The 13,097-nt window shown below is 75.4% G+C and carries 11 protein-coding genes; 6 read left to right on the top strand and 5 right to left on the bottom strand.

Features of this window, described 5'->3' with window-relative positions:
- Window positions 1-188 precede the first annotated feature (188 nt).
- The 4 genes from B0I28_RS13550 to B0I28_RS13535 form a co-directional block, all read right to left on the bottom strand.
- Window positions 189-584 carry a hypothetical protein gene (locus tag B0I28_RS13550; protein ID WP_106364350.1) on the bottom strand — a complete coding sequence of 132 codons (396 nt, stop codon included), beginning with the start codon at window positions 582-584 and terminating at the stop codon, window positions 189-191.
- Window positions 581-1,246: a hypothetical protein gene (locus B0I28_RS13545; protein ID WP_106364349.1), complete on the bottom strand. Its 666-nt coding sequence runs from the start codon at window positions 1,244-1,246 to the stop codon at window positions 581-583. The genes B0I28_RS13550 and B0I28_RS13545 overlap by 4 nt, the downstream gene beginning before the upstream one ends.
- A 479-nt stretch (window positions 1,247-1,725) precedes the next feature.
- The gene (locus B0I28_RS13540) at window positions 1,726-2,202 is read right to left on the bottom strand and encodes a hypothetical protein (protein WP_106364348.1); all 477 of its coding nucleotides are present in this window, start codon (window positions 2,200-2,202) and stop codon (window positions 1,726-1,728) included.
- 8 nt (window positions 2,203-2,210) lie between these two features.
- Entirely contained in the window at window positions 2,211-3,869 is a 1,659-nt protein-coding gene (locus B0I28_RS13535) for a hypothetical protein (RefSeq protein WP_106364347.1), read from the bottom strand.
- Window positions 3,870-4,041: 172 nt separating this feature from the next.
- Between B0I28_RS13535 and B0I28_RS13530 the strand changes: the two genes are divergently transcribed.
- Complete coding sequence (locus B0I28_RS13530; RefSeq protein WP_106364346.1) at window positions 4,042-4,365, top strand: hypothetical protein; 324 nt, start codon at window positions 4,042-4,044, stop codon at window positions 4,363-4,365.
- A 10-nt stretch (window positions 4,366-4,375) separates the two neighbouring features.
- On the top strand, window positions 4,376-5,788 hold the full coding sequence (locus B0I28_RS13525; protein WP_106364345.1) for a WXG100 family type VII secretion target: 1,413 nt from the start codon (window positions 4,376-4,378) through the stop codon (window positions 5,786-5,788).
- A 105-nt stretch (window positions 5,789-5,893) separates the two neighbouring features.
- Here B0I28_RS13525 and B0I28_RS13520 read toward each other — a convergent pair whose 3' ends face one another.
- On the bottom strand, window positions 5,894-6,568 hold the full coding sequence (locus tag B0I28_RS13520) for a hypothetical protein (RefSeq protein WP_106364344.1): 675 nt from the start codon (window positions 6,566-6,568) through the stop codon (window positions 5,894-5,896).
- Between the two features lie 144 nt (window positions 6,569-6,712).
- On the opposite strand from B0I28_RS13520, the gene B0I28_RS13515 reads away from it, so the two are divergent.
- From B0I28_RS13515 to B0I28_RS13500, 4 genes are all read left to right on the top strand, one after another.
- Window positions 6,713-9,070, top strand: coding sequence for an AfsR/SARP family transcriptional regulator (locus B0I28_RS13515; RefSeq protein WP_106364343.1), 2,358 nt, complete (start codon window positions 6,713-6,715; stop codon window positions 9,068-9,070).
- Window positions 9,071-9,119: 49 nt separating this feature from the next.
- Window positions 9,120-9,431 carry a putative antibiotic biosynthesis monooxygenase gene (locus tag B0I28_RS13510; RefSeq protein ID WP_106364384.1) on the top strand — a complete coding sequence of 104 codons (312 nt, stop codon included), beginning with the start codon at window positions 9,120-9,122 and terminating at the stop codon, window positions 9,429-9,431.
- Between the two features lie 140 nt (window positions 9,432-9,571).
- A complete protein-coding gene (locus tag B0I28_RS13505) occupies window positions 9,572-10,174 on the top strand; it encodes a hypothetical protein (RefSeq protein WP_106364342.1) in 603 nt (200 codons plus the stop codon).
- 58 nt (window positions 10,175-10,232) lie between these two features.
- Window positions 10,233-12,983: an AfsR/SARP family transcriptional regulator gene (locus B0I28_RS13500; RefSeq protein WP_106364341.1), complete on the top strand. Its 2,751-nt coding sequence runs from the start codon at window positions 10,233-10,235 to the stop codon at window positions 12,981-12,983.
- Window positions 12,984-13,097: the final 114 nt, after the last annotated feature.

Raw genomic sequence — 13,097 nt, 5'->3', positions numbered from 1 at the left:
CTCGCACCAGGTGCCACTGTCATCACCCACAGGTGGGGAACATCCTCACGTTCCTCCCCGGACCCCCACGGCCCCAAGGCAACCCGCGCACCCCGCCCCACCGTCCACCCTCTCGTCGCCGCCCGCACGAACCCCAACCCCCACCCCACCCGCAAGGTCTGAGGCCCACCCGTTCAACCGAATCGCCTCTAGTGGGGAACGGTGCAGATGCCGACGCCGTTGGTGAACCACACGAGTGTGCCGCCCGCGTAGTCGCAGGAAGTCCAGCCGTACGAGTCGGATACGGGGGCGGTCGTGTAAACCTCGATGATCTCGGCTTTCGTGGCGGCGGACCAACAGGGGACCTGGACGTGCCAGGAGTCGCCGTTCTCGTCGTACTGCTGCTGGACGCAGATGCCGCGGGCGGGCACGGCGTCGAGGTCGTCGTGGAGGATCTTGCTCGCGAAGTCGGCGAAGCCCTGGTTCGTCAGGTAGAGCACGAACAGGAACAGCGCCACGGTGACGCCGACCTTCCCGGTGGTGGGCACCACCGGGAGCTCGCCGCCGGTGACGTCCTCTTCGGCGCCGCCGCTCTCGTCGGTCACGGTGCGAGGACCGCGGCGAGGGCTTCGCGCGCTTTCGCCTGCGCCGCTTGGACGGTGGCGGTGGCGCGGGCGGAGAGCTCTTCGCACTCGGTGTCGATGGTGGCGTTGGGGACGAGGAACTTGAAGCCGGTGAGGCGGCCTTGGAGGTCGGTCTCGGCGGCGCACAGGTCGTCGTCGGTGGTGTGCGCGAAGCGGTCGGCGGCGCGGGCGGCGATGCGGTCGCGGAGTTCGTCGCCCCTGCGGTCGGGGAGGCGACCGGCGAGCAGGTCGGGGTGGGCGCGTTCGAGGTTGAGCACGTGCTCGGAGCGGGACTGCTCGGCGCCGTCCCAGGCGGCCGCGACGGCGTCGGCGGCGGCGCGGTTCGAGAGGCGGTCCACGGTGGGGCTCAACGCGATCGCGACGAGTCGGCCGAGGTAGTCGAGGCGCACCCACGCGAAGCGGCCCGGGTCGGTGCCGTCGAACCCGCGGGTAGCGAGCTCCTCGGTGAGGGCCTGCGCGCGCTCGGCGAGGTCGGCGGCCTGCTCGTAGCTCGCCCGGCTGGGCGCGGCCGCGAGCGCCCGATCAACGCCGTCGCGCACGGCCCCGGCGGGAAGGCGGGCGGCGGCCCGCCGCGCGGCCTCCACGCGGTCCTCGTAGTCCTCGGGGATGTCGATCCGGTCCATGACGCCTCCTCATCGCGCTGTTGCGACGAGCCTCCGCGACCCGACCACCGATCGGTCACCGATCGGTCATCCCGCGAGAAGGCGGCTTCGCCCCCGGGCCCGCCGGGCCGAAGGCCCGGCCGGGGCGGGGCGGGTGCAGGCCAAGCGGCGAGACGTACTCGCGCGCAGGGCGCGCGAGTACGTCTCGCTTCGCGTCTCGCTTCGCGTCTCGCTTCGCGTCTCGCTTCGCGTCTCGCTTCGCGTCTCGCTTCGCGAGCGCGGCGGGTCACGTTCGGCGGGCGCGGGAAAGCGCCGGTCCGCGCCTTGGATCGGACCGGCGCTCGCATCGCCGCACTCGTTCGGGTGAACTGTGGTCACCCAGGCCGATTTCGGCCGTTTTCCTGTCGGACCCCATTGGCAGGATCGAGCCCGGCGACGATTTCGGTCCCCTCTGGGTGGGTGGGGGCTAGTGGATGGTTAAACGCGGTCGCGACATGCACTCATGAATCCGGCGGGACCCCCTCGGCGGTCGCGAGCTGGGAGTCCGAGACCTCGATCGGCGTCGAGAAGCCGTCCGCGGCAGCAGTGGTCGCAAAGTCCGAGCCGTCACCGCTCGCCAGGACCGTTGACTCCGCCGCCGGTTCGGCCGCCTGGTCCGACTCGATCACCGTGAAGGCCGCCGCGGCGTCGTCCTCCGCCACCGCGCCCGTGCCCGCCACCGCCGCGAGCGACGCCTCCATCCCGTGGAGCGCCCCGCGCAGGTACTGGAGGTTCCGCCACGTCGCGGCATGGAACTCCGCGTACTGCCCCGCGGCATTGTCGGCCGCGCCCGGTGCGGTCCCGAAGGCCGGGGCGCGGCTCAGGGTCCCCGTCGCGAGGACCGGGATCACCTGCCCCTCAAGCTGATCCAGCAGCCCGAGCAGGAACTGCCGGTACTCCTCGACCGCCTCCGCGTCGAACACGCGCTCCTGCGCCATCTCGCCTCCTAGCTGTACGGGTCGTCGCCGGGCCGCACATAGCCCCAGACGTTGCCGGTCTCTCGGAACAGGAGGTCGTCGTCCTCCGGCTCCTCGTCCTCCTCGGACTGCTCGCCCTTCTTGCGCGCGTCGGCCGCCGCCTGGCCGCCGACCACCGAGGTCCGCGCCGCGCTCACGCCCGGCCCGGAACCCGAGCCGGAAGCGGTCGGCCCCGCGGCCGGGCCCGGCCCGAACACGCCCGGCGCCGTCCCCGTGAAGCCGGGCCCGCCGCCCGCGCCAATGGTCGCCGCACCGCCCGGGACGACCGCGCCGCCGCCCACCGAAGCGCCGCCGAAGCCCCCGAACCCGCCGCCGCTCGCCAGACCGCCCGAGACGGTCCCGTCCGCTGTCTCCTCCGCAGGCGCCGTGGAGGTCTCGGCCCCGGTCCGCACCGACCCGTCCCCGCTCGGCGGCACCGGGCTCGGGTCCTGGGTCGCCTGCGGCGCCACCGGCGCCGCGGGCTGCTCCATCACCGGCGAGGACAAATCCATATAGGAGGCGTCGGCGCTGTCGGGGTACGGCCGGTCCGCGCCCGTCGCCGTCATCGCGGCGAGCTGCTCGCTCTGACCGCCGAGCTTCTCGCCGATCGCGCCGTCGATCGCCGCGTGCCGCTCGGCGTACTCCGCGATCGCCGCATCGATCCGCGGCCCGAACGCCGTCTTCGCCTCCTCGCCCGCCTGCAACCGCGCCTCCGACGGCACCGCGCCCTCCACGGCCGCGTCCGCCGTGCCCGCGCGCTCCTCGACGAACGCCCGCACCTCCGCCGCCAGCGCCGGGTCCGCCCCGCCCAGCCGGAGCGCCTGCTCGGCCTCCTCGCACCCCATCCGGATGCAGTCCCCGTGCCACCACGCGGGCCGCACATGGATCGCGACCAGGTTCGTCCACTCGCCTTCGGGGCCGACCATCGGTGCGGGATAAGGGATCTCGCCCGAGTCGCCGCCCTGGAGCGCGTACAGGGCCTCCTCCCGGTTCTTCAGCTCCGCGGCCGTGTCCTCGATGTCGTCCAGCACGCCCTGCACGAGCGTCTTCACCTGGTCGGCCTGCTCGTTGAACGCGTCGAAGTCCGCTCCCGCCCAGCCCGCCGCGAGCGCGGCGAGGTTCGTGCGCAGCAGTCCCGGCCAGTCGGCGAGGACCGCGGCGACCTCCTCGGTCCAGCCGGTCCGCAGCCGCTGCAACGAGAACGAGTCCGGGTCGAGGGGCCGCACCGCGGCGACCGCGGACCGGAAGTCGTCCTCGGTCGGGTAGGCCATGCCCTCGCAGCGCGGCTTGAACCGCCCGAGCTGCCCCTCCACGGGCACGGCCGACACGAGCTGCTCCCAGTCCGCCTCGGCCGGGTGCGCCATGGGGTGCGGGCACGCGCCCGCCGTGCAGCCGGTCCTGCCTCCGGACCCGGTGTCGCCGAAGGCGATCTCGGAGCTCGCGGTGGGCTCGGTGTAGAACGCCTCGTCGTACGCCGGGTCGTAGACCGGCTCCTCGTACACAGTGGACGAGGTGTGCTCCGCGCTCCCGGCGTCGTACACGAGGGCCGTCCCGCCGGTGTCCGCGGCGCCGGCGTCGAACACGGTCGCGTACTCGGCGCCCGAGTCGCCCGCAGGCGCCGAGCCCTCGATCAGTCCGCCGTCCGTCATGCCGCACCTCCCTGGTCGCTCCTGGTGGTGCCCCAATGGAAGACGGCCGCGTCATGGAAACGTCACGACTTCGCACCGGCCGCTTCGGGACCGGACCGTGACGGCTGCGGGCACATTGCAGGGGAGGCCGCCGGGCGCCGGACCCGGCGCCGCCGATGCGAGGAGGACCGGCGTGAACGTGTACATGGAAGTCGACCGGGTCCGCGGCGGCGGCGCGGACCTGCGGGCCGTCGCCCCCGGCGCGCGCAAGGCGTCCGACCGGGTCGAGGCCCCCGCCCAGACCGCCGCCACCGGGAACACCGGGTTCCTCACCGGGGACGCCGGCGTGCGCTGGCAGGCCGCGCTCGGCGAGGTCACCGCGGGCGTGGAGCGGCGCGTCGCCTGGCAAGGCGAGCAGGTCACCGGCAGCGCCGACGACCTGGACGGCGCCGACGGCGAGGTCGGCGGGAGGTTCCGCTCGATCGCGCGGTCCGTGCCCCGCCCGAAGCGGGACTAGGAGGAGCACCATGCCCACATACGAGGAGGCGCTGGCCGCGAACCCGGCCGCGTTCGTCGACTACGCGTCCGAGATGGCCGCGGCCGGAACGGATCTGACCGAGCACCGGGCCGAGTACGACTCGACGGTGGTCGAGATCAACGCCGGGTGGCAGGACAAGGCGAACACCGCGTTCAACGACGACGCGGTGGTCGTCGACGAGCACGTCGATCAGGTCGCGACGCAGGTCGGCGAGGCCGCGGAGCTGCTCGACTCCGGCGGCGCCGCAATGCAGTCCATGGTGGAGCAGCTGCGGAGCGCCGACGCGTCGTACCGCGGCGCGGGCTTCAACGTGCAGTCCGAGCCGCGCGTGGAGCTGGGCGCCGTCCACTGGGCGGCCATCGCCGCGGCGGGACCGTTCGGGCCGATGCTCCAGGCGCTGTTCCAGGCCCGCGCCGACGAGGGGACCGTGCAGTTGCAGCTCGGCCTGTCCGTGCTCACCGCCGCCGACGCCGCCACGGGCGCGGGCCTGACGGCCGCGGCCGAGCAGTTCGAGCCCTTGGAGGACAAGGGCGGTGCGGCCGACCCGACGATCTGCCCGCCCGTGGTCGCAGAGGACGACCGCACCGGCCGCGACGGCGAGGACGATCGGGACGGCCGCGACACCACCGGGCAGGACGACGCCGATCCGACGAAGCAGACCGGCGACGGCGAGCCCAAGTCCGACAAGGACAAGGACGCCGACGAGAAGCAGAAAGACGACGAAGACAAGCCGTCCGAAGAGGACCAGGAGAAGGACCCGCAGGACCAGGACCAGGACCAGGACGGGACCGGGCAGCCGACCGACCCCGACCAGCCCGGCGCCGTCGAGCCGAACGAGCCGACGGTCCCCGGCTACGAGTCGCCTGACCCCGCGGACTACGACATGCCGGACGTCCCCGGTGTCGACACCGACTGGGACCCAGCCGAACTCGACGCTGCCGAGATCGACCCCGCCGAGCTGCCCTCGGGCGGCCTCGCCGGGAGCGGCGGCGGCCTCGGCGGCGGTGGCGGCGGGGCCGGTCTGCCCGAGGCCGGATCGGTGCCGACCGGCGGGACCGCGGGCCCGGTCGGGGGCGTCATCGGCGCGCCTGCGGGCGCCACTGGCGGTCCCGCGTCGACCGCGGGCGGGCGAACCGGCCTGGGCGGCATGGTCGGCGCGCCGGGCGCGCGCGGCGCGGCGAACCCCGACGACGAGTTCGAGCGGGAGTCGTTCCTCACCGAGGACCCCGACGAGGACGTGTGGGGGATCGGCACCGTCGAGGACAACCCGTACGTCGACTACCAGGAGGAGCAGGAGGCCGGGGCCGCCGAGGAGCCCGCGTTCCCGTCGCTCCTCGAAGACGCGCCGCCGATCCTCCTGCCCGGGTTCCCGCCGCCGGAGCCCGGGCCGAACCGGACCTGAACACCAGGCAAGGAAGAAGGACGGCCCGTCGTCTACAGGAGATCCTCCCTGTCGACGGCGGGCCGTCCGGCGCCCCGGGCCGTACCCACTACGCCCGGGGCCGTCTCATCCGCCGCCGGAGGCGACCACCGCCGCGAGGCGGTCGGCGGCCCGGCGCTGCGCCAGGCCGATCGCGGCCGACACCTCCGCACCGAGCTGCTCGTACTCGATGTCGATGGTGGCGTTGGGAACGAGGAACCTGAACGCCGTCAACCGCCCGCCCAGCGACACCTCCGCGTCGCACACGTCGTCCTCGGAGGTGCCGCCGGAGAACCGCTCCGGGGAGCGCGCGATCCACTCCCGCAGCTCCGCCGAGCGCGGATCGGGCGCGCACCTCGCGAGCAGGTCCGCGCCGACCCGTTCGGCCCGCATCACGTGCTCGGCACGGGCGGCCTCGGCCGCGTCCCAGGCGGCCTCGACGGCCTTCGCGACCCCCCGGTTGCTCATCCGGTCCACCGTGGGGCTCAACGCGAGCGACCCGAGCCGGCCCGTGTAGTCCAGGCGCAGCCACACCACCCGGCCCCCGTCGGTCCCGTCGAACCCGGCGCTCATCAGCTGCGCCGCGAGGGCCGCGGCCCGGTCGGCCGCCTCGGCCGCCGCACCCACCGTCGCGCGCGGCGGGGCCCCGTCGAGGACCCTTGCGGCCGTGTCGCGAAGCGGCCCTTCGGGAAGCCGCTCCAGTGCGGCGCGGGCCGCGCCGATGCGGTCCTCGTAGTCGTCGGGTACGGCGATGCGCTCCATGTCGGCCCCCTCCTCGGCTCGTCGGGCTCAAGCCACAGACTCCCCCCGCGCCTCACGGATCGGTCCTCGCTTCGTCATGCCACGCGCCCCGCGCGGGCCTGTGGGACACTGAGGTCCCAACCCGCGGTGAGGAAAGCGACCCCTATGGCCCTCGACGTGCGCCTGCTCGGACCGCTGGAGGTCCGCGTGGACGGCGGGCAGGCCGCGATCCCGCGGGGCAACGCCACGACGATCCTCGCGCTCCTCCTCGACGACGCGGGCCGGGCCGTCCCCGTCAGCGGCCTCGTCGCCGCCGTCTACGGCGACGACCTGCCGCTCGACCCCGAGACGCAGGTGCAGAACACCGTCGGGGTGCTGCGCCGCCAGCTCGGCGCCGCGCGCGGGCGCATCGAGACCGTCGGCCGCGCCTACCGGTTCCGCATCGACGAGGCGGAACTGGACACGCTGCGCTGCAAGGCGAAAGAGCGCGAAGCGCGGGCGCTGAGGCGCGAGGGCCAGGCCGAGAAGGCCGCCGCAGTCCTGCGCGAGGCCCTCGACGAGTGGCGCGGGCCCGCGCTCGCCGACCTCCCCGGCCGGGCCGCCGGGGCGATCGGCCGCCGCCTCGACGAGTACCGGCTCGCCCTCCTCGAACAGCGCATCGACGCCGACATCGACACCGGCAGGGCCTCGGGCGTGGTCGAGGAGCTGCGGCAGATCATCGCCGCCCACGACACCCGCCAGCGCCTCGTCGCGCTCCTCATGCGCGCCCTCCACGCCTCCGGCCGCACCGCCGAGGCCCTCGAAGCGTTCGCGGCCCTGAAAGACCGGCTCGCCGACGCGCTCGGCGCCGACCCCGACCGGGAGCTGGTCGCCCTCCACACGGCGATCCTCCGCGACCGCCCCGCCGAACCGGCGGCCCCGCCGCCGCCCGCCGCGTCCGCGGTCCCGGCGATGCTCCCGCGCGCCACGCCCCGGTTCACCGGCCGCGAGACCGAGATCCGCGCCCTCGACCGGTTCCTCATGGACGCGGGCGCCGAAGCGGGCCTGGCCGCGGTGACGGGCATGGGCGGCATCGGGAAGACCGCGCTCGCGGTCCGGTGGGCGCACCGGGTCGCGCACCGCTTCCCCGACGGGCAGCTGTACTTCAACCTGCGCGGCTTCGACCCCGCGGCGCCGGGCGCGACCCCGGAGGACGTCCTCGGCGAGGCCCTCGCGGCCCTCGGCGCGGGCCCGGTCCCCGCCGGGCTGGACGAACGCGCGGGCCTGTACCGGACGATCCTCGCGCAGCGGCGCGTCCTCGTGCTCCTCGACAACGCCCGCGACGCCGCCCACGTGCGCCCGCTGCTCCTCACGGCCCCAGGGAGCTTCACGATCGTGACCTCCCGCGACCGGCTCGTCGGGCTCGACATGGGCGAAGGCGCCGAGGTCGTCCACTTGGGACCGATGCCGGAGGTCGAGTCGGAGGCGCTGCTGGCGCGGCGCATCGGGCCCGAGCGGGCCGCCGCCCACCGGGACGCGGTGGCGCGCATCGCGGCCGCATGCGGGCGGCTCCCGCTCGCGCTCACCCTCGTCGGCTCCTGGGCGGCCGCCGACCCGCACCTGGCGCTCGGCGAGCTCGCCGACCGGCTCGCCGGGGCCGCGAACGTCCTCAACGTCCTCGTCTCCACCGACGCCGCCTCCGACCCGCGCACCGTCTTCGACTGCTCCTACCAGCTGCTCGATGAACGGGACGCGACCGCGTTCCGGCTCTTCGGCCTCCACCCCGGCCCGGACCTGACGCCCGCGGCGATGGCGAGCCTCATGGGCTCAGGGCTAGCCGACGCCCGCGCGGCCCTTGAGGCGCTCGCGGAGATCAACCTGGTCGAGCCGCTCCCCGGCGGCCGCTACTCCATCCACGACCTGCTGCGCGCCTACGCCGCCGAGTGCTTCGAGGACGAGGTCCAGGAGGCCGCGCGCCGCGCCGCGGCCCTGCGGATGCTGGAGCACTACCTGCACGCCGCCCTCCGCGCCGGGACCCCGGTCCTGGACACGGGCAGGCCCGCGCCCGGCGTCCACGCCGAGGACCCCGGCCCCGGCTGGTTCGCGGCCGAGCACCGCGTCCTCCACGGCCTCCTGCGCACCCAGGCCGGGTTCCAGGCCGACCTGCGCGTCTGGCAGCTGGGGCGCGTCCTCGCCGAGCGCGCCCTCGACGGCGACGGCCCCGGCGGGGACCTCCTCGAAGTGCAGGCCCTCGCGCTCGCCGCCGCCGAGCGCCGCGGCGACGCCCTCGAACGCCTGACCTGCCTGGGCTACATGGCGATCGGCCACCACCGCGGCGGCGACCGGGACGCCGCCCGCGACTGCGCCGGGCAGGTCGCCCACCTCGCCGAGCGCGCGGGCGGGTCCTGGCCGGCCGCGCTCGCCGCGTACCTGGACGCGCTCCTCGGCGGCGACCCGGCCGCGGCCCGCCGCGCGAAGGCCGGGTTCCGCGAAGCGGGCGACCGGGCCTGGGAGCGGCGCTCCAGAACCCTCGCCGACCGCTGAGCGGGAAACGCCGCGGCCGTTCGCCGCCGCCGGTGCGATGATGCAGCGCATGAGCGAACCGACCGAGCCGCGCCGCCCGATAGAGCTGTGCTGCCTCCTGCGCGCCCGCCCCGGCCTCGAAGCCGAGATGACCGCCTACGAGGACCGGGTCCTCGCGCTCGTCCCCGAGCACGGCGGCGAACTGCTCTCCCGCGCGATCGGCGACGGCGCCGACGGCCACCCCCACGAGGTCCACACGTACCGGTTCCCGTTGCAGGCCAGCCTGGATGCGTACCTCGCCGACCCGCGCCGCACCGCCCTGACCGCCGAGCGCGACCGCGTCGTCGAGTCCACGGTCCTGTTCCCCGTGCGCATCGCCTGACCGCGCCGCCCGACCGGTCCGACCGGCTGTCGGATACCCGACAGACCCGGACCGGTTGCGGCAGTTCGCCCCCGAACGCCCCGAACCGCCCCGCCCGCGCGCGGACCGTGTCGGCACTGCGACCCCGATACGCTCGCCGTATGGGCAGCTCAGGTCTCAACTGGGGCGCCGTCGGCGCGATCGCGGGCGTCGTCAGCGTCGTGATCGCCTACGTCGCCTTGCAGGACCAGCGCGAGCGCGACCAGGACCCCGGCGGCCAGGACGCGACCACCTTCACCGAGGACCTCGGCGACCCGGTCGCCGACGGCACCAGCGAATGGACCGCCGTCGACTCCTACCGCGTCGCCCTCGACGCGACCTTCGGCGAGGGCCGCTGCTGGACCGACGAGATCGACCTCGACGACGGCGGCGCCGTCACCGAAGCCGAGGTCAACGGCCCCTACAACGACTCGATGGACCTCACCTGGTACTCGTGCATGGACGAGTACGGCACCCTCTACGGCCGCGTCGGCCAGTCCGCCACCGTCGACGCCGGCGGCACCGCGAACCTCGACGCGTGCCTCGCATCGATCTACACCGACACGTACCTGGAGCTGCGCTTCGACCCCGACAGCCCCACGGCCGCAGAGGGATGCGTCTACACCGGCGGGGACACGTGGGCCACGGTCACCGTCGCCGCGACGGGCACCGACGGGACCTTCGCGACCGGGAGCATCGACGTCACCCTCTGGCAGCAGACCTGACGGCACCGGCTCACTGTGCGACACTGGACTCCCCCTGGTGCCGAGCGGAAGCGGAGACATGCCCACCCTGGACGTGCGCCTGCTCGGGCCCCTGGAGGTCCGCATCGACGGCGTCGAAGCGGCCATCCCGCGCGGGAAGACCGCGACGATCCTCGCGATCCTCCTCGACGACGCGAACGCCGTCGTCCCCCTGGAGCACCTGATCCACGCCGTCTACGGCTACGACCGCCCCCAGGACCCGGAGACGCAGATCCAGAACGCCGTCGGCGTGCTGCGCCTCAGACTCGGCGCCGCCCGCGACCGCATCGAGACCGTCGGCCGCCGCGCCTACCGGTTCCGCATCGCCGCCGCCGAACTCGACCTGCTGCGCTGCAAGGAGCACGAGAACCTCGCCCGGAACCTCCGCGCCGAAGGCCGCCCCGCCGAGGCTGCCGACGCGCTCCGCGCCGCCCTCGCCGAATGGCGCGGGCCCGCGCTCGCCGACCTGTCCGGGACCGCCGTCGAGGCGATCCGCCGCCGCCTCGACGAGCACCGCCCGACCCTCCTGGAGCGGCGGCTCGACCTCGACCTGGAGCTGGGCCGCGCCGCCGACGTCGTCGACGAGCTGCGGCAGATCGTCGCCGCCGACGGCAAGCGGCAGCGGTTCACCGCGCTCCTCATGCGCGCCCTCCACGCCTCCGGCCGCACCTCCGAGGCCCTCGAAGCCTTCGCGGCCCTGAAGCTCCTGCTGCAGGAGCAGCTCGGCATCGACCCCGACCGGGACCTGGTCGACCTGAACGCGGCGATCCTGCGCGACGAGCCCGCCGGGACGCCCGCGCGCATCGAGGCGCCCCGCCTCGTCCCCGCGACCCTCCCGCGCGCGATCACCCGGTTCACCGGCCGCGACGACGAGATCCGCGCCCTCGACGACGCGCTCGACGCGGCCGACGGCGAAGCCGGGCTCGCGGTCGTCGCCGGGATGGGCGGCGTCGGCAAGACCGCGCTCGCCGTCCGCTGGGCCCACCGCGTCGCCCACCGGTTCCCCGACGGGCAGCTGTACTTCAACCTCCGCGGCTTCGACCCGCTCAGCGACGGCGCCGACCCCGCCGCGGTCCTCGCCGAGGCCCTCGCGGCCCTGGGCGTCCCCGCCCAGCAGCTGCCCGCGGGCCTGTCGGAGCGGGTCGGCCTGTACCGGACGGTGCTCGCGCGCCGCCGCGTCCTCGTCGTCCTCGACAACGCCCGCGACGCCGCCCAGGTCCTCCCGCTCCTGCCCGTCGCCCCCGGCAGCTTCACGCTCGTCACCTCCCGCGACCGGCTCACCGGGCTCGCCGCGGGCGAAGGCGCCGACGCCGTCCCCCTCGGCGTCATGTCCGAAGCCGACGCGTGGGCGCTCCTGGTGCGCCGCATCGGCCTCGCCCGCGCCGTCGCCGAAGAGGAGCCGGTCCGCCGCATCGTCGCCGCCTGCGGGCGCCTCCCGCTCGCCCTCACCCTCATCGGCGCATGGGCCGCCCAGCACCCGGGCTTCTCCATCGCGTCCCTCGCCGACCGGCTCGACCAGACCACGAACGTGTTCAAGGTCCTCGCCGCGGCCGTCCCCGGCTCCGATCCCCGCTCCGTGTTCGCCTGCTCCTACCAGGCCCTCGACTCCCGTGCGGCGCAGGCGTTCCGCCTCTTCGGCCTCCATCCCGGCCCCGAGCTGACGCCCGCGGCGATGGCGAGCCTCATGGGCGGCCCCCGGGCCGACGCCGAAGCCGCCCTGAACGAACTCGCGGGCGTCCACCTCATCGAGCAGCCCCGCCCCGGCCGATACACCATGCACGACCTGCTGCGCGCCTACGCGAAAGAGCGCCTCGCCGAGGAGGTCGCCGCCGACCTGGGGGACGCCGCCGCCCTCCGCATGGTCGAGCACTACCTGTTCACCGCGAGCGCCCTCGGCCCGGCCGAGCGGTCCTTCGCGTTCGACCTCGGCGAGCCCTCCCCCGGCGTCGCCCCCGAGACCTTCGCCGACCCGGAGGCCGCGGCGGCCTGGCTCGACGCCGAGGACGAGGTCCTGCGCGGCCTCATCCGCCTCGACCCGGCCGGGCTGGAGGCCGACGCCCGCGTCTGGCAGCTCGGCTGGCGCCTCACCGGCCTCACCGTCGACCGCCTCCGCGGCATGGAGCCCGACGCGCCCGGCCGCGCCGCGCCGTTCGGTCGCACCGCCGCCCGCGGCTACTCCGCGGGCCCGATCCTCTTGGCGGGCACCGAGGCCGCGCTCACCGAGGAGCTCAACGGCGTCACCGAGTCGACGCTCGGCGACGCCGTCCCGGGCGCGCGGAGCCTCGTCGCCTACACCCTCACCGCGGGCGCCGGGGTCGACGGCCGCGACGCCGAGGCCCGCGAGCACGCCCGCCGCGGCGAGGCGTACTTCCGCGAGCGCGGCAACCGGTACTGGGGCAACCGGCTGCGGTTCGCGATCGGCTGGCACAGCGCCCTCCTCGGCGAGTACGACGAGGCCCGGCGCTGCTACGACAAGGTCGTGGAGGACGCCCTGCCGGAGCGCCGCGGGCTCGCGAAAGCCAACACCGACATCGGGTTCGGGTACATCGCCCACGCCGAGGGCCGCTTCGGCGAGGCCGCCGAGCGGTACGGGCGGGCGCTGGCGTGGTTCGAGGCCGACCGGCGGCGCGTCTCCGCCGCGTTCACCCGCGAGCACCTGGGCGACACGCTGCGCGCGTCCGGCGACGGGCCCGGCGCCCGCGAGCAGTGGACGGCCGCGGCCGAGGTCTACGAGGCGTTCGGGCTCGCGTCCGAGGCCGCGCGCGTGCGCGCGAAGACCGCGGGCGCCTGACCGGGCCGCGGCGGCGGCCCGCCGCAAGCCGCGACCGGCCCGCCGGGGCCCGCACCGCGTGAACGCGCGAAGGGCCCCGCCCGCAGGCGGAGCCCTTCACGGCAAGCCTTGCCG

Source organism: Glycomyces artemisiae, from assembly GCF_003002955.1.
In the GTDB taxonomy this organism is placed as follows: Bacteria; Actinomycetota; Actinomycetes; order Mycobacteriales; family Micromonosporaceae; genus Glycomyces; species Glycomyces artemisiae.
This window is presented reverse-complemented; position numbering and strand designations above follow the sequence as displayed.

Excerpts from the sequence above, each read along its gene's own strand:
- B0I28_RS13535 (WP_106364347.1), bottom strand. The coding sequence starts at position 3,869 with ATGACGGACGGCGGACTGATCGAGGGCTCGGCGCCTGCGGGCGACTCG.
- B0I28_RS13525 (WP_106364345.1), top strand. The coding sequence starts at position 4,376 with ATGCCCACATACGAGGAGGCGCTGGCCGCGAACCCGGCCGCGTTCGTC.
- B0I28_RS13505 (WP_106364342.1), top strand. The coding sequence starts at position 9,572 with ATGGGCAGCTCAGGTCTCAACTGGGGCGCCGTCGGCGCGATCGCGGGC.
- B0I28_RS13520 (WP_106364344.1), bottom strand. The coding sequence starts at position 6,568 with ATGGAGCGCATCGCCGTACCCGACGACTACGAGGACCGCATCGGCGCG.
- B0I28_RS13515 (WP_106364343.1), top strand. The coding sequence starts at position 6,713 with ATGGCCCTCGACGTGCGCCTGCTCGGACCGCTGGAGGTCCGCGTGGAC.
- B0I28_RS13540 (WP_106364348.1), bottom strand. The coding sequence starts at position 2,202 with ATGGCGCAGGAGCGCGTGTTCGACGCGGAGGCGGTCGAGGAGTACCGG.
- B0I28_RS13545 (WP_106364349.1), bottom strand. The coding sequence starts at position 1,246 with ATGGACCGGATCGACATCCCCGAGGACTACGAGGACCGCGTGGAGGCC.
- B0I28_RS13510 (WP_106364384.1), top strand. The coding sequence starts at position 9,120 with ATGAGCGAACCGACCGAGCCGCGCCGCCCGATAGAGCTGTGCTGCCTC.
- B0I28_RS13500 (WP_106364341.1), top strand. The coding sequence starts at position 10,233 with ATGCCCACCCTGGACGTGCGCCTGCTCGGGCCCCTGGAGGTCCGCATC.